12 protein-coding genes are annotated in these 15,569 nt (G+C 63.3%); 1 reads left to right on the top strand and 11 read right to left on the bottom strand.

The features are described from left to right. Positions 1-8: 8 nt before the first annotated feature. The 5 genes from ACLKOZ_RS02730 to ACLKOZ_RS02710 are packed head-to-tail and all read right to left on the bottom strand — an operon-like array spanning position 9 to position 4,196. Positions 9-923 (bottom strand): hypothetical protein, encoded by a 915-nt coding sequence (locus ACLKOZ_RS02730; protein WP_436472619.1) that lies wholly within the window; start codon positions 921-923, stop codon positions 9-11. Further along, the gene (locus ACLKOZ_RS02725; RefSeq protein WP_337350024.1) at positions 920-1,663 is read right to left on the bottom strand and encodes a hypothetical protein; all 744 of its coding nucleotides are present in this window, start codon (positions 1,661-1,663) and stop codon (positions 920-922) included. The genes ACLKOZ_RS02730 and ACLKOZ_RS02725 overlap by 4 nt, the downstream gene beginning before the upstream one ends. A 42-nt stretch (positions 1,664-1,705) precedes the next feature. Then, positions 1,706-2,548: a CDP-alcohol phosphatidyltransferase family protein gene (locus tag ACLKOZ_RS02720; RefSeq protein WP_337350025.1), complete on the bottom strand. Its 843-nt coding sequence runs from the start codon at positions 2,546-2,548 to the stop codon at positions 1,706-1,708. Continuing rightward, positions 2,548-3,738 (bottom strand): DUF1972 domain-containing protein, encoded by a 1,191-nt coding sequence (locus ACLKOZ_RS02715; protein ID WP_436472616.1) that lies wholly within the window; start codon positions 3,736-3,738, stop codon positions 2,548-2,550. Before ACLKOZ_RS02715 ends, ACLKOZ_RS02720 begins: the two co-directional genes overlap by 1 nt. Beyond that, a complete protein-coding gene (locus ACLKOZ_RS02710; protein WP_436472614.1) occupies positions 3,735-4,196 on the bottom strand; it encodes an adenylyltransferase/cytidyltransferase family protein in 462 nt (153 codons plus the stop codon). Before ACLKOZ_RS02710 ends, ACLKOZ_RS02715 begins: the two co-directional genes overlap by 4 nt. A gap of 510 nt (positions 4,197-4,706) precedes the next feature. On the opposite strand from ACLKOZ_RS02710, the gene nhaA reads away from it, so the two are divergent. After that, positions 4,707-6,050: a Na+/H+ antiporter NhaA gene (gene nhaA / locus ACLKOZ_RS02705; RefSeq protein WP_337350028.1), complete on the top strand. Its 1,344-nt coding sequence runs from the start codon at positions 4,707-4,709 to the stop codon at positions 6,048-6,050. 158 nt (positions 6,051-6,208) lie between these two features. On the opposite strand, the gene sufU is transcribed toward nhaA, so the two are convergent. The 6 genes from sufU to ACLKOZ_RS02675 all read right to left on the bottom strand — a co-directional run bounded on the left by sufU (position 6,209) and on the right by ACLKOZ_RS02675 (position 15,319). After that, positions 6,209-6,658, bottom strand: a complete 450-nt coding sequence (gene sufU / locus ACLKOZ_RS02700; RefSeq protein ID WP_337350029.1) for a Fe-S cluster assembly sulfur transfer protein SufU — start codon at positions 6,656-6,658, stop codon at positions 6,209-6,211. A 25-nt stretch (positions 6,659-6,683) separates the two neighbouring features. Then, positions 6,684-8,009 (bottom strand): SufS family cysteine desulfurase, encoded by a 1,326-nt coding sequence (locus ACLKOZ_RS02695; RefSeq protein ID WP_337350030.1) that lies wholly within the window; start codon positions 8,007-8,009, stop codon positions 6,684-6,686. Between the two features lie 462 nt (positions 8,010-8,471). After that, entirely contained in the window at positions 8,472-11,159 is a 2,688-nt protein-coding gene (locus tag ACLKOZ_RS02690; protein ID WP_436472611.1) for a LuxR C-terminal-related transcriptional regulator, read from the bottom strand. Between the two features lie 37 nt (positions 11,160-11,196). Next, the gene (locus tag ACLKOZ_RS02685; RefSeq protein WP_436472609.1) at positions 11,197-13,935 is read right to left on the bottom strand and encodes a LuxR C-terminal-related transcriptional regulator; all 2,739 of its coding nucleotides are present in this window, start codon (positions 13,933-13,935) and stop codon (positions 11,197-11,199) included. 120 nt (positions 13,936-14,055) lie between these two features. Then, a complete protein-coding gene (pth, locus tag ACLKOZ_RS02680; RefSeq protein ID WP_436472607.1) occupies positions 14,056-14,646 on the bottom strand; it encodes an aminoacyl-tRNA hydrolase in 591 nt (196 codons plus the stop codon). 76 nt (positions 14,647-14,722) lie between these two features. Then, a complete protein-coding gene (locus ACLKOZ_RS02675) occupies positions 14,723-15,319 on the bottom strand; it encodes a 50S ribosomal protein L25/general stress protein Ctc (protein WP_337346601.1) in 597 nt (198 codons plus the stop codon). Positions 15,320-15,569: the final 250 nt, after the last annotated feature.

Here is a 15,569-nt window from a genome sequence, read left to right as displayed (position 1 = left end):
GCTGTCCGTTAACTCGCATTGCCTTCTCCATCCCTGAGGATTCCGGTTTTTCCGGAGGTCGTGAGCGCCATTACGTCCGACTGTGAATAGAGCGCCCGTATCCACTGGTCATTTAGGTTGTGACCGACGTTCGCATCACTGCGCGCTGTGCTCTGGCTACCCGGAATCATCGGGAAATGACGGGCCACAGCGCCCACCTGCCCCGTCTGGAAGCCCGCCCTCAGCGCTACCCAGTGGAGCCAGATGTCGTCGGCTCCAGGGCAGACGTCCATGAAGTGGTCGCCATGCATCCGGAGTTCGCGCAGCATTCCTGGCGGGTAGATGACTCCCGAGACGCCCAGCGCGAAGTTATTGAAGCCGGGCCCAGTGTCCCGGCGTTGCGTCCAGTCCCCATAGCCTGTGATGCTGCCCCCATTGAGGCCAATCGTGCGCACCCAGTGTCCGTGGACCACGTCTGGGTTCTCTTCGTTGGCCTCGACGAGCATCTGTAGCCAACGGGAGGGATAGATGATGTCGTCGTCTGCTGTAGCGAGCGGGCAGTCGAACACTGCCGAAGAGTCAACGTACGGAAAGTATTTTGTGTGCGGACCAAAGTTTTTGGTCAGCTTGGTTTCCAGGCCACGCCGCTGAAGACGCAGCAAAGCGGGCGTCTGCCGCTCGAATGCCGCCGGATCGTCCAACCAGAGGATCATCCGCTTCGGCTTGACTGTCCCCCTCGCAATCGACTCAAGGGCGATGTCCACCGTCCGCAGCCGGGCGCCGTAGCTTGTCATGGACACGACGACGTCGGCCGTGCCCGTGACCGGTTCACGCACCAGCAGGTTTCGGCACCGAAGAATCAGCAGGCCGCCATAGGCACGGATCCGCTTGAACATTTTTCGGGCACGTCTGACGGCGTACCGTGCCACGGGATGAGCGCTCATGCCGGTGCCTGCCCTTCAAAAGCGGCTATCGGGGTGGCGGCGTCAAGATTAAGGTAGATCTTCACAAGGTTCCGGGCATCCTTCGGAACTCCGAAGACAAAGACCCCCGAAGCGCTCGTGCCTGGGGCGACGCTGGCGGGGAACGGCACGGTACCGGGGCCGCTCAGCGTGCTTGCTGGAGAGTCGTCTTGTCCGTAACTGACGTTGATGACAGCCGGGTCCAAGGAAATCTCGGCGCCAGTATCGTTCTGCACGGTCACCTTGAACCGGATAGCGGGGCCGGCGATCTCGCCGATGCCGATGGCTTCCCCTTCCACGGCAACAAGTTCGCTAATCGTCGCGGACACGCCTGACTTGACAACCTTCGTGGCGACCAGCGGTACGGGTGGTGCCACGGGTTGGTCGATGGTTGCCAGTTCTTCGTCGCTCTTGTTCGAACGGTCCACGGGAGCCGGATCGCCGGGCTGCGGAACAGCCGTCGCCGTGGCCGGGCCAGTGGTCTCCGGCTGTGGTGAGGAACTGCCGGGGTCAGGGGTCGTCGTAGGACTGGCGGAAGGTCCGGCCGTCTGCGTTGCCGATTCGGTCGGACTCGCGGAGGGCCCAACTGAATCCGGGCTCTGCACCGAACCCGGGCTTTGTGCGGACATTTCGGATGCCCCCCATTGAGTGAAGGTCCAGATTGCTCCGGCCGCTGCCAACAGGGCCAGCACCAAGGCGAAGCCAACCCACCGTGGACTCATTCGTCCATGGTCTCCTGCGCTGTTCCCCGGCTCGTTCATGTCCTATGCCCCAAGATCAGATAGTGTCGCTACGCCGCTTCCGGCCTGGTTCCGTTCAGGAGGCGTAGTGGACGGCGTGCCATAGAGGATTTGCAACTCCCGGAACCACTTCACCGAGGCCATCGCAAGGAAGGCTGCGGTTGCGGCGAAAATTGCGGTGTAAATGGCCATGAACAGTGGGGTGGCGCCGTAAACGAAGAAGCTCAGGCACAGGACGCCGTAGTCCATGGGGACCACAAGGACAGAACGAAGCCACGAGGGTCCTGACGCATCGTTGGCCAGCGAAACCACTCCGCGTTGCCTGCGCAGTTGCTCGGTGAGAATCATGCTGAAGAACAACACTGCTGCCACGACGGCGGACCCCAGCGGAACAAGCAGCCAATTTTGGTCCACTGCTTCGAAACGGTAGAGGGCAACGAGCAACGCCAGAGGCAGAACCGACGTCTTGACGGAGTCCACCATGTGGTCCAGCCACTCACCGGCAGGCGATCCCTTGCCTGTAAGTCGTGCGAGCTGTCCGTCCGCCGAATCCAGGGCGTACCCCACAACCAGGCACAGCGAGACCGCGATGCCCAGCCCCCACGACGGCGGGAATGCCACGAGCAGACCGATGCCGGAGAAGGTGAAGACTGCGCTGATCGCCGTCACAGCATTGGGCGTCAGTCCCAATCCAAATGCGGCTGCCGCCAAATACCGTCCCAGCCGCCGGTTCACGAACCTCGAGTAGGCCGGCGCACCCCGCGCCGCCGTCTTTTGCGCGCCTGAAAGCCGGGAGACGGCGTCGCGGTAGCCTGCGTAGGGCATGAGCTCTGCGGCGGCGGCCACCTTCGCATGTTGCCCGGACATCAGCGTGCTCCTACGGTGTTACGCCGCTTGAGGGCGTGCTTGGGACTCCGCTGGCGGTCCGGCCGTGCCAGGGCACGAGCAGGCTGGTGTGCCAGGACGAGGTCCCCGCACAGCTGTTCATATCCCGCCGCGACCATGTCCCAGTCGAACCTCCGGGCGAGCTGCTGCCCCAGCGCGCCCCTCTCCCGCAATGCGGGCAGCTGCACCTCAGCCTCCTCTGCAAGCGCCGTGACGTCGTCGGGACCAACGAAATACCGGCCGGAGTCCGAAAGTACCTCGCGGTTGAAGTCGACGTCGAACGCATTTGTCGCCGCCGCGGAGCCGATCGCACGGAGAAGAGAGGGGTTGGTGCCACCTACCGAATGGCCGTGCCAGTAGACGAGGCAGTGGGCGTAGAGCTGGTCCAGTAATTCCTGGTCCCAGACGCCACCGACAAACCGCACGCGTTCGTCGCCGAGATGGTGAACCAGGCGTGTGTATTCATCCGAATACGGTGCCGAGCCCACCACTATTAACGGCGCCTTCGCCTGGCTGCGGACGTAGCCTTCCACGATCAGGTCGACGTGGTTTTCAGGCTCGAAGCGCGCTACGACCAGATGATAGCTGCGGGGCTCAACCCCGAGTTCTGCCAGCCTGTGCGATGGGGCGTTGTCCAATATTGGCGCACCATACGCCAAATAGACGGTTTCGGCGGCGAACTTGTCCCGGTAGTAGTTCTGGATGCCCGCAGCGTCCGCGATCAGCGCATCGGACCAACGGACAGCCAAAGCCTCCACGCTTCGGTAGTACCGCTGCCCGCCCCGGCCCCATTTGGCCCGTTTCCATTCAAGGCCGTCCACATGCGTTGCCACCGGTATGCCGGCAGCCCTGAAGAGGGGAAGGTACGGGGCGTTGGCCGCGTTGAAGACAATGGCCGCGTCGGGCCGGTGACGCAGCAAGTGCATTACTGAAAGGCCGGTATGGCTCAACGTCTCCAGTGCTCGCTTATGCATCGCCGGCAAGTAGACCAGGTCCATGCCGAGGTACGTCGATTCACGCGCCGCGCTGCCATCAAGGTCACGGCAGTAAACCGTCACCTTGTGTCCCCGGGCGCACAGTCTCTGTCCAATCTCTTCGATGGCTGTCTCGAATCCGCCGTAATGGGCGGGGACGCCACGCGTCCCCACCATCGCGATTCTCAGTCCATTCATCGCTGTACCTCGTGGATCCGGCCTTCCGGGCCGACCGGGTGATTGATAAGTTCAAGGGCAGTGCGCAGGACCGAGCTTGACGTGTGCACGGTATAGGGGAAGTAGACAACTTCGACGCCAACCTCGCCGAACGCCCGCTCCAGCCGCTTACCTTCGGGCGTACCACGCCAGTCATCACCCTTGAAGAACACAGTGAACCTCAGTTCTTCCCACACCTGGAGCTTGTCCGGAATCAGCTCCGCATACACCTTGTCGACATACGTGATGTTTTTGACGATCTCCAACCGCTCGGCAAGCGGCACCACCGGGAGGTGGCCCTTGGCCCTTTCGAGAATCTCGTCGGAGACGACGCCGGCGATCAGATAGTCGCATTGCGCCTTGGCGTGCTTGAGGATATTGAGGTGACCTATGTGAAACAGGTCAAACGCGCCGGCTGCATAGCCGATTCTTAGGCCCACGCCATGCCTCCTTCCAGTTTCTTGGCCGGCTAAGCCAGCGGTGTGTGGGAGGGCTTAGTCTCAGGAGGTTCCAAGACTTCGGCTCTGACCGGAGGGTAGGCGGAGCCGGCGCTCCCTGATGCAGGAGTAATAAGTGGTGTGAGTTCGCACGAGCCAGGTTGGTGAGCCAAAAGGCGCGGCGTTCTGTTGCTCGAAACAATGCCCGCATTTCGGTAGTGTTCGCTTTTAGGGACGACGAATACCCTGACCTGGCTCATCCTGAGACCTCTTCTGGGTGGGTTCCTGGAATTAGTACAAGTCAAGCCCCTTGGCACATGGGGTGCACCCGTAATTGCTACCTGTCTTGACTACTGGCGGCTACCTGTTTGTACTCAGGTGGATCCGGGGCAGCTACTTGAATGAGGCCATGCCCTGACCCGCCGCGAGGGAAGGGTCGACTAGACTGGTCAGAGGTGCGCCGGGAAGTCTGGTCGGCAATATTTTTGTCGACCCCTTGTTTAGGACACCTTCGTGAATAAAAACCCGTCTGCTCCTCAGCGCTCCTCCGTTTTGGGACGAGGAAGCTACGCCGAAGTGCTGCGCATCGGCGAGATCCTGCGGAAGGAAACCGTTGGCGGCATCTTGTTGGTCGCCGCAGCGGTCATTGCCCTGATCTGGGCAAACTCCCCGGCTTCCGACAGCTACTTCGCTTTGCGCGACTTCCGCATCGGCTTCGAGCCGTGGCACCTGGAACTCAGCCTGGGGGCGTGGGCCGCCGACGGATTGTTGGCGATCTTCTTCTTCCTCGTCGGGCTGGAACTCAAACGTGAGTTCGTGGCCGGAGACCTTCGCCAATTCAGTAAATCCGTGGTGCCCATCGCAGCGGCCGTTGGAGGCGTCGCAGTCCCTGCAATCATCTATGCGCTGATCAACCTGACCAGTCCTGGGACCCTGCGGGGCTGGGCTATCCCCACGGCGACGGACATCGCCTTCGCCGTGGCCGTGTTGGCGATCATCGGGTCGCACCTGCCCAGTGCGCTACGGATCTTCCTCCTGACTTTGGCCGTGGTCGATGACCTCCTGGCCATCAGCATCATCGCGGTGTTCTATTCCAGCAACATCCAGGCCGGGCCGCTGCTGCTTGCCCTCATTCCGCTGGCGGTGTACACCTTCCTGGCCCAGAAGTACCGCCGGTTCTTCGGGACCAGACCCGCTGCGGCGTGGGTGATCCTCCTTCCCTTGGGCGTGATCACCTGGGCATTGGTGCACGCCTCCGGTATCCACGCCACCGTCGCCGGTGTACTGCTGGGGTTCGCCATCCCTGTCATCCGGTCGCAGGCCAGCGGCGGCCCCGCTGCAGGACCTGGCCTCTCTGAGATCTTCGAACACCGGTTCCGGCCGATTTCAGCCGGCATCGCGGTCCCGGTCTTTGCCTTCTTCTCCGCCGGTGTCGCCGTAGGTGGCCGGGATGGTCTGATCTCGGCTCTGACTGACCCTGTAGCCATCGGCATCATCGTGGCGTTGGTGTTGGGCAAACCGATTGGGATCCTGGGCACCACATGGCTCCTCACAAAGGCCACCAGAGCGTCCTTGGACAGGTCCTTGAAGTGGATTGATGTATTTGGGATGTCCCTTTTGGCCGGCATCGGCTTCACAGTTTCGCTGCTCGTGGCCGAGCTGAGCTTCGGACAGGGCAGCGCCCACGATGACCACGCCAAGGTGGGGATCCTCGCCGCATCGCTGCTTGCCGCCCTCTTAGCAGCGGCAGTCCTGGGCACCCGGAACCGTCAGTACCGTGCCGTAGAGGCGGAGGAGGCCGTCGACACTGACCGGGACGGAGTCCCGGACGTTTACGAAGAAGACCGCCGCCCGTGACCTTATCCGGCCCACGCATGTGGAGGCGTCATCGATGATGGCGTGGTCGGGGTCCAAAGCGTAGACCGTGACGAAGTGTGCGACGCTGCCCGGGAACAGCACCATGGCTACCAGCACTCCGACACGGCCGCGGGGGACTCAGGAAGGTGGCATCAGGCTCAGGATGCCTGGTTCAGGGCGTCCTCGGCCGCTACCCAGGAAATCATGGCGCACTTGACCCTGGCTGCGTAACGGGCCACACCCTCAAACGCGGCGGCGTCGCCAAGGATCTCAGGATCGGCGTGGATCTTTCCGCGGGACCGCAAGACTTCGCGGAAGTTATCGATGATCGTGTGGAGTTCGGCCACTGACAGCCCTTCGGCCAGCTCGCTCAGGACTGAGGCTGAGGCCATGGAGATGGAGCAGCCCTCGCCGTCCCAGGACACCTGTGCAACCTTGCCGTCTGCCACTGCAACCCGAAGTGTGACTTCGTCGCCGCAGACGGGGTTGAGCTGGTGTGACTGCCCGGTGGAGGAGCCCTCGGGCGCAGCCGCACCGGCCAGGCCGCTGCCGTGGCGGACTTTGGAATGGTCCAGGATGATCTGCTGGTACAACTGGTCAAGGCTCATGATCGTTTACCTTCGGGGAATCGTTCTAGACGCGGAAGTAGGACCGGACCTCAGCCACGGATTCCAGGAATGCGTCGACGTCGTCGGTGGTGTTGTACAGATAGGCGCTGGCCCGTGTCGTTGCGGTCAGTCCCAGGCGGCGGTGCAGCGGCTGGGCACAGTGGTGCCCCACCCGGACGGCGATGCCCTGCGAATCGAGGAACTGTCCGACGTCGTGGGCGTGCACTCCTTCAACGGCGAAGGCCGCGAGGCCGATCCTCTCCTGACCCGCAGCAGGGCCAAGGACGCGTATCCCCGGAATGTTTTCCAGGCCAGCCACCATGCGCTGGCCAAGCTCAGATTCCCAGCGGTGGACGCGCTCCAAGCCCGTCTCGGTGAGGTAATTTGCCGCTGCTGCCAACGCAACAGCCTGGGAAATGCGCTGAGTGCCGGCTTCAAACCGTTGCGGGGCCGGCAAGTACTCCGCCCGGTCCATGGTCACCGTGGTGATCATGGAGCCCCCGGTGAGGAACGGAGGCAGGATGTCCAGGATCTCCTGCTTGCCATACAGCACACCGATTCCGGTGGGTGCAAGCATCTTGTGCCCGGAGAAGACAGCGAAGTCAACGTCCAGGGCTTTGACGTCCAGCGGCAGATGTGGAGCGGACTGGCACGCGTCCAGGACAACCAGCGCTCCGGCCTTGCGGCCCAGCTCCACCAGTTCCTGGACGGGGTTGATGGTTCCAAGCACATTGGACGCATGGGTGAAGGCAAGGACTTTGGTCCTGCTGCCCAGGATGTCGGCAGCCTCGTCCATCTGCAGGCTGCCGGCGTCGTTGATCGGGATATAGCGGAGCGTAGCCCCGGTCCGGAAGGCAAGCTCCTGCCAAGGGATGAGGTTGGCGTGGTGTTCCATTTCGGTGACCACAATCTGGTCACCCGGCCCTATGCCTAAGTCCTTGAGCCGGGCGTCCCCGCGTCCCTGGGCAGCCCACAGTGCAGCGTTGGACAGTGCGTAGCTGACCAGGTTGAGTCCCTCGGTGGCGTTGGACGTCCACACTGTTTCTGAGTAGTCGGCCCCGATAAAGTCGGCCACAGTCTGGCGGGCGTCTTCGAAGACCTCTGTAGCTTCAACGGCAAGGAAGTGGGCACCGCGGTGCACTGCCGCATTCCGTTGCTCGTAGAATTCCTGCTCTGCCTCAATCACACTGAGGGGGTTCTGCGAAGTAGCACCGGAATCGAGGTAGACCAGCGGACGGCCATTCACCAACTGCCCAAGCACCGGGAAGTCGTTCCGGATCCGAAGCACTTCGGCGTTGTCCATGGCCGGCAAAGCCCGTTCCAGCGTTGCTGGGGTTGTTACTACGGCCAACACTCACTCCTTGAGATGTCAATGGATGACACTCAATTGTCCCACAGCACGACTGTGGCGGCCCCCTAAAGGTGGCCGCCACAGTCGTTCCGGGCTTCAGCCGGAGAGTGGAGGGCCGGCGACGGCTGGGGGGAGAGCCTCGGTCTCAGAAGACTCTGACGTCGCCGGCCCCGTCTCAGTCCGGCTGTTGCGGGCCGGAAGTTATAGTGCGAGGAGGCCTGAGTAAGTACTTCAGCGGAGTCTGCGGCTTCTTTCGGTCCGCTTCTTCCTGCTTGTATTAGTTAATCGCGCCAGGCAGCCCAGTACACGAGTAGGGGGTACTCGACTTTCAAGCGGCCTTACTACGGGTTACGCACTGCCGCTACGCGTATTTGTAAACAAAACCACCTAGGTACTCACCCACACGCCGAAAGCACCGCTGTCCCAGGGAAAGGCGGTCCGGGCAGGGCTTGGTCGCGGCGCCTACTTTGGCAGGGCCGAGGCAAGTTCGTCGCGGCTGCGGACACCGAGCTTGACGTAGGTACGGTAGAGGTGGCCTTCCACCGTGCGTACTGACACCATCAGCCGCTGGGCGATCTCCCGGTCAGTGAGGCCCTGCAGCGCCAACTCCACGATGTCCTGTTCGCGCCGGGTCAGATGCACCGCCGGCGCGGCCGCGATGAAGTGTCCTTCGCGGAACCGCTCGCCCAGTTCGTGGTCGCATTTCTCCCGAAGGGCGATTGCCTGCCTGGACCGCCGCCGCTCACCTGACTGTTCCAGGAGCGTGCTTGCCCTGGCATAGGCCTCGCGGGCCAGGTTGACGAATCCAGTGGCTTCAAGGTTCGTGGCGGTTTCCATCAGGGCGTCGGCGTCCGCGGATTCCCAGTTCCGGGCCAGCGTCAGCATGGCCGCCGCCCACCGGCCTTCCACTTTACCGGCGAGGGCCAGCACGAGCGGGATGACGGAGTGGTCGCCCAGGTCCCAGCAGATGGCCAGGAACTCCAGGTGCATCCCCTCCCTGGCCGAGACTTCCGGAGTAGTGGCCAAGGTGTGGATCGAGGCCAGCCCTTTGCCGTCACGGCCGGCGTACTCGGCAGCAGCGTCGGCATAGGCTTTGGCAAGGAGCTCGTTGGAGGGCGAGCTTGGGGTTGAGTCCTTATAGTCCAGCTCCAACCGCTTGGCCTGCGCGGCATCTCCGAGCCTTGCAGCCACGTAGAAGCCCAGCGATGAGCCGAACCGGAACAGCTGGAGGGGATCATTGAGCCTGAGTGCCTCAACGGCCGGAAGCAGCATCTGGTAGGCACGTTCAATCCGGCCCTGCCGCAGCAGCGAGTAACCCCGGAGGAGCTGGACGGCTCCGCTGAAGCATGGGGCTCCGGCGGCCTGTTCCAACGCGTAGTTGGCCAGCTCCCGTTCGGCGGATTCCCATTCGCCCATGGCCAAGTAGCCCATGACCATGCGACCCAGGACAAACTCGTTGAAAAAGAACACACCGTCGCGAAGGGCAGGAAGTTCAGAGGCGGCCAGCAAAGCGGCATCGAGGCCCTGGACGCCGCGCCCAGCCACTGACAGTGCCTGGGAATAAAGCGCCAGTCCGATGGCCCGGAGGGCGTCGTCCACGGGCTCTGCGGGGTTGCGGCTCCTGATGTCCTGGACGGCTGTCCCCAGGGCGTTGTAGTCCCCCGCTTCGCCCAGTTCCAGAAGGCGCAGCATCTGAATCTGCCAGGGCCCCGTGCCGGCGGCTGCAGTGGAATCCACGGACGTGCCGGATTCTGCCCCGTCCGGATGGGGAGCCGAGGGCTCTTCCAGGAGCCCGGCCTGGCGCAGGAGTTCCCGGGATTCGGCGGCGATGGCTGCCACAGGTTGTCCAAGGGCCTGATGGGCAGCTGTGCGCAGTAGCAGGACGTGGGCCGCCTCGGAACTGTCTGCCAGTTCCAGCCAGCACCGGTCCAGCACGCTGGCTGCCTCGGAATAATGCGCCTCGTTGAACAGGGCCCTTGCCTGAATGGCGCGGGCGTGTGGTGCGAGGACTGGATCCTGAACCCTGGTGGCCAACATCCGGGCGGTCCCGTTCCCGTATCCTGCGATAGCCGTACCCGCCGCCTCCAGCAGTTCCGTGTCCGGAACACGGAGGCCGCATTCGAGCGCCCATGCGGCGGCCCGCAGCCTGCCTTCAGGACTGGAGGGCGGCGCCTCCTGCTGGGCGCGGAGCTTTTCAAGGAGCTGCAGGCTGCGTGAGACGGACACGCTTTTCCTGACCGCGTCACCAATGACGCCGTTCCACATCCTCAGCACGGCAGGGCTTCCGTTGCTTTCCACAACAGTCTGCTGGTCCAGTAATGAACGGACCAGCTCGGCTCCGCAGATGTCCTCGATCACCTTGCGGCCCACGGGCTCGGCCAGGGCGACCAGCTTCAGTGCTTCCTGTTCCTCAGGCCGGCGGCGGAGGAGATCCTTGGAAACCACGGACGTAAGCCTGGGTCCATCGGAAGGCAGCGGCCCGAGCAGCATCCAAATTCCGTTCCGCTTGGCGAGGACCCCTTGCTCTGCCGCGTCGTGGAGCAGGGCGTCGAGGATCCGGGGGTTGCCGCCTGAGGCGTTCCAGATGGAGTCAACCGTGCCTGCGGGAACGCTGCCGTCCAGGGCGTGCGCCAGGACTTCTTCGATCTGCTCCCGGTTGAGCGGCCGCAGGTCCACCCGGTCCGCCAGACCGTCGTACCAGAGCTGGTCGAGCGGCTGCGGCAGGCCAGGGCGCGGCCTGCCGGCGGCTACCACGCTCGCCCAGCCGGCGGAGATCATATCTGCCACGATGCCAGCACTGGCTTCGTCGAGCTGATGGGCGTCGTCAACCACCAGCAGCAGCGGAGTGTCCTTCCCGTCCTTGAGTTTTTCGAAATATTTCCACACGGACCGAAGGACAGCCACCGGGGAGACGGAATCTTCCGCTGTCAGCTCAGCCGTGTACGGGGTCAGCACCCCAAAGGGGACCCCTGACAGGGATGAACTGCCGTGGATGCGCAGAACGATCATCTCCGGGGACAGCCGCTCGGTGATGGCTTCGGCCAGCGCGGACTTGCCGATGCCGGGCCCCGCCATCAGGAAGACGGCCTGGCTGGTGCGGCTGCGGATGATGTTGCAGATCCGGTCCAGCGGCTCCCGCCGTCCCGTCAAAAGTCGGGACGATGCGCCTGATCTTGGTGCGTGGCCATTAGACGAGTCCAGTCAGATCACCCCTGGAAGTAACTCCGAGTTTGGTGAAGACCTGGTACAGGTGGCCTTCAACGGTACGGACCGAGACACCCATCTCCAGCGCAATGTCCCGGTTTGACGCTCCCCTTCCGGCGAGCCGTGCAATTTGGCGCTCCCGGCTTGTCAGCAGGGGGCTGCCGGTACTCGGCACGATCGGAAGGTTGGCGACCGTGGCAGCCAGTATATCCAGCCGTGCCTGCGCAGTCCTTGCCGACACGGAGTCGCCGGCCTGCCGGGCGTAGTCCACGGCAAGGGCCATGCATCGTGCTTCCACGGCGTCGAGTTCCAGGGTTGCCGCGAGTTCTCCGCCGGCCAGCAGGGTCTTTGCATCCTTCGTCCTGCTGCCCACGGCAATCAGGCGGGAGATTTCCGCCAACGGTCCTTGCCGATGCCCCGCCACTTGTTCCAGGAGCCTGAAGTCGGCGTCGGTGCCATTGACCGTTGCTCCCAGCAGACTGATCCCGGCAACGGTGAACCGTCCCGCCTCGATGTTCCGGCGAGCGGACTCCTTGAGGCGGGCGGCGGCGTCGTGCTCCCCCAGCCACCTGCCGGCCATGTCGGCGCAGAATTCGATAATGCTTCCGGTCATGAAGTCACAAGGACCTGCCGTACGCTGGAGCTTCTCCAGGTACCTGCGGGACTGGCCGGCGGTCCCAATCTGGGCGTAGGCCAACGCGGCCGCGGCGTAGGCGGAACGCAGGGAGCTGTGCAGGGGCCGCAGCTCCAGCTGCGCCGCAGCGGAGAGCAGCGGGTCCAGAGCGGCCGCTCCCCTTCCGCTGTACACATAGGCGATGCCGGCAGCCAACTCAGTGGCCGCGCTGCGATACGGGAGACGGTGCGCATCCGTCACCGCCGGCGGGTCCAGGAGGTCGATGCAGCGCCGCCATTGCCCTGCCATCAGCAGGACAAAGTAGGCGCGGCTGGTGTATTCCTCGCGCAGGCCAACGATCTGGGCAGCGTCCGAAATCTGGCCACCGAGCGTCCGCATCAGGCTGAGGGCGTCCATTTCCCGCCCGGTCAGTGACAGCGCAGTCATCAGGATGATTGAGGCATTCATCCTGAACGAGACGTCCGGGTTGCGGGTGGCGTCGGAGGCAGCTTCGAGCGCGGGAACCATGGACGCGAAGTCGCCCACGAAAGCCTTGTATTCGAATTCACTGAGGCTGATGCGGTTGGCGGCAATGGCTAGGGGGGAAGGCCATCCGTTGGCAAGTTCCGGGCCTACGCCCAGCCGTGTCCTTGCCTCCTCAAGCAGGCCCGGGACCCTTCCGGTGTGTTCGGGAAGCCACACCATGACCTTGGCCTTAGCGGCCACAACCTGGGCGTATTCATCCGCATCCAGGTTGTCCAGCTGTGGCTGCGTAATGTCGTCGAGGGCAGCCATGGCCTGGATCGGCAGGTCCAACAGGAGGTACGCTGCGGCCTTCTGCCGCTGACCGGGCACCCACTGGGGGTCACCCCTGGTCAGGGTCTCCGCGTAGGCGAGGGCGGAATGCGGATCGAAGAGCTGGATCGACGCTTCGGCGGCAGCCAGGGCCATGGCGGGGCTGAGTTCGGCCTCGCATTCCCGGGTCCATGCGGCGAACGCCATCAGCTCCTCGACGGTCATGGAGCCCGGGTCCGGTTCCTTGCCGCCCAGGAGCTGGGTGCGGAGTTCCCTGCGACGGGCGATGCTGAGCCAGGAGCGAACGACGTCGCCAAGGTACTTTTCGCGGAGCGATACCCAGCGGCTGTCCGAGCCATCGATATCCAGGAGGCCCGCGTCCTCCATGTCAGCGACGATGCCGGCACCGAAAATCGATGTGAGGGCGGACAATTCCACGCTCCGGGCACACGAGAGCATTTCGATGACCTCCCGTGTCTCAGGAGTCTTCCTCGCCCATCTGGAACGCACAATGTCGTCGAGGCTTGCGGCGCCGTCGAGCACCACCTTGTCCCGCAGTGTCCACACAGAATCTGAAAGCACCAGGTTCCCGGAGAGCTGCTGCTCCGTCACCAGCGCTTTTAACAACAGCGGATTGCCGCCCACCATGTTGTGGTAGATGCTCACCAGCGACGCGGAAACGCGATGGCCCAGCAAAGACAACAGCACCTGGCGGGTCTGAAGCTCGTTCAGGTTGTCCAGCCTGACTTCGGTCAGGCGGCGCTCGGTGAGCAGCCAATGGAAGTCTGCGGGCAGGTCACTGCTCTTCGGGGCCACGGCGACAATTTTGGCTGTGCCGGTCAGGAGAATGTTCAGGAGGACACCGGCGCTCATGTCGTCGATGCTCCCTGCGGTGTCCAGGGTGATAACGCAGGGCCGGCCTGCTGCGTCACTCCTGATCAGGGACGTGATGCCCCGGAGGATGGCAGTCGGGGAACCCATGTACGCCTGGGGAAGCCGTGCCAGTAAAAAGGAGAGGCAGCCGTAGGGGGTCTTTGAGGCTGGGTGGCCGCTGCGCAGCTGGAGAGCCCAGATATCCGAGCCCAACTCGGCAACCGCGGTCCTGGCCAGGGAGGATTTCCCCACTCCCCTGCCACCGGTGATGATCACGCCATAGGAATCTTTGCTCGTCAGCGCTGTGCGCACGGCTTCGAGGTTGGCACTCCGGGCAGGGACGGACCATCTCTGGTGCTCGGACTGTGCAGCCGTGTCCGTGGGCAACTCAACGTCGTTGAGCGTTGACCCACGTCCCCAGCTGAGTGGCTCGATTGACATGAACTTATCCCCTAGATCCCGCCCTAGCGGAGATAAAGCCCCATCGCTCCCCCGCTTAGGAAGAAGACTACCCCGAGGTACTGACTACTAGACAGCTAACTGGCGATTAAGTTTTTTTTGCTACAACTGGGACTTAGCCGGATGGAACTTTTGCTGCGCCACGGTCAGTCCTTCCCTGACCAGCACATCCACGGCGTCTGCCGCTTCATCCAGCAGGAACGGCAACTCCTTGCGCTCAGCCGTGCCGAAGTCGCGAAGTACGTAGTCGGCGGTGTCCATCCGCCCGGGAGGCCGTCCGACCCCAACCCGGACCCGCAGATAGTCCTTGGTTGATAGGGCCTTGGACATGTCGCGCAATCCGTTGTGCCCGCCTTCCCCACCGCCGGACTTCAGTTTGACCGTGTTAAAGGGGATATCGATCTCGTCGTGCACTGCAACGACATGGTCCGGTCCGATGCCGTAAAAACTGGCCAGCGCTGCGACGGGGCCGCCGGAAACATTCATGTAGCTCATGGGTTTGGCCAGCACAACGCGGGGGCCACCAATCCCCAGGCGGCCTTCGAGTACCTGGGCCCGGGCCTTGTGTGTCTTGAAACTGCCGCCGATCCGGCTGGCCAGTTCATCCAGGACCATCTGGCCTACGTTGTGCCTGTTGCCTTTGTACTCGGTCCCGGGATTCCCGAGGCCAACGATCAGCCACGTGTCAGTCATGCGTCAATCCTAAGGTGGTAAAACGGCAGTGGCCGGATCCCGTGGGGGATCCGGCCACTGCTGCTGTGGTCCGAAATTACTCGGCTGCTGCCGAGGAAGCCTCAGTGGCGCCTTCGGATGCCTCTTCTTCGGTGACCTCGGTGGCCTCGGAGATGTTGACAACCAGGGCGTCAGCGTCGGCCAGCAGGACAGCGCCCTTGGGAAGAACGAGGTCGGAAGCGTGGATGTGCTCGCCGGCGCTGCGGCCTTCGATGCTCACCTCGACGGCGGTGGGCAGGTGGGTTGCCTCGGCTTCGAGGGAGATAACGGTCAGTTCCTGGTTGTAGACGTTGCCCGGGGCAAGTTCGCCTACGACGTGGACGGGGATGTCGACCGTGACCTTCTCGCCCTTGCGGACGGTCAGCAGGTCGATGTGCTCGATGATCTGCTTGATGGGGTCGCGCTGGACGTCCTTGACGAGTGCCAGGTGGCCTTCGCCGTTGATGTCCAGGGACAGCAGGGCGTTGGCGGTGCGGACGGCCAGGGTGGTGGCCTTTGCCGGCAGGGTGATGTGGATCGGCTCTGCACCGTGGCCGTAGATGACGGCCGGGATCTGGCCGGCCATGCGGGCGCGGCGGGCGAAGCCCTTGCCGAATTCAGTGCGTACTTCTGCTGCGAGCTTCTGCTCAGACATGTGTTTCTCCTTGAAGACTAAACGGTGTTCAGCAAGGGCGGAGGTCTGTTGCGACCTTCAACGCCGGGCGGCCCGCGGGCGGCCCTTCAAGAAGGGAGGTTCAGACCCAGTCGATAACGGAGACCTGCAATCTGATGTCCGCAGAACGGCAACCAGGTGCTCTCCCTCGCCAAGGTTTCGTGGAACAGCTTATCAGCGGCGGGCCCAATTCCTGAAAACGGGGCGCAATACCGATAAGGCGGTGGTGGGG

The sequence above is a fragment of the Arthrobacter sp. R4 genome (assembly GCF_051365025.1).
In the GTDB taxonomy this organism is placed as follows: domain Bacteria; phylum Actinomycetota; class Actinomycetes; order Actinomycetales; family Micrococcaceae; genus Arthrobacter.
The sequence above is the reverse complement of the archived record's forward strand: the minus strand, read 5'-3'. Positions and strand labels throughout refer to the sequence as shown.

Excerpts from the sequence above, each read along its gene's own strand:
- pth (WP_436472607.1), bottom strand. The coding sequence starts at position 14,646 with ATGACTGACACGTGGCTGATCGTTGGCCTCGGGAATCCCGGGACCGAG.
- ACLKOZ_RS02675 (WP_337346601.1), bottom strand. The coding sequence starts at position 15,319 with ATGTCTGAGCAGAAGCTCGCAGCAGAAGTACGCACTGAATTCGGCAAG.
- ACLKOZ_RS02730 (WP_436472619.1), bottom strand. The coding sequence starts at position 923 with ATGAGCGCTCATCCCGTGGCACGGTACGCCGTCAGACGTGCCCGAAAA.
- ACLKOZ_RS02720 (WP_337350025.1), bottom strand. The coding sequence starts at position 2,548 with ATGTCCGGGCAACATGCGAAGGTGGCCGCCGCCGCAGAGCTCATGCCC.
- ACLKOZ_RS02715 (WP_436472616.1), bottom strand. The coding sequence starts at position 3,738 with ATGAATGGACTGAGAATCGCGATGGTGGGGACGCGTGGCGTCCCCGCC.
- ACLKOZ_RS02685 (WP_436472609.1), bottom strand. The coding sequence starts at position 13,935 with ATGTCAATCGAGCCACTCAGCTGGGGACGTGGGTCAACGCTCAACGAC.
- sufU (WP_337350029.1), bottom strand. The coding sequence starts at position 6,658 with ATGAGCCTTGACCAGTTGTACCAGCAGATCATCCTGGACCATTCCAAA.
- ACLKOZ_RS02725 (WP_337350024.1), bottom strand. The coding sequence starts at position 1,663 with ATGAGTCCACGGTGGGTTGGCTTCGCCTTGGTGCTGGCCCTGTTGGCA.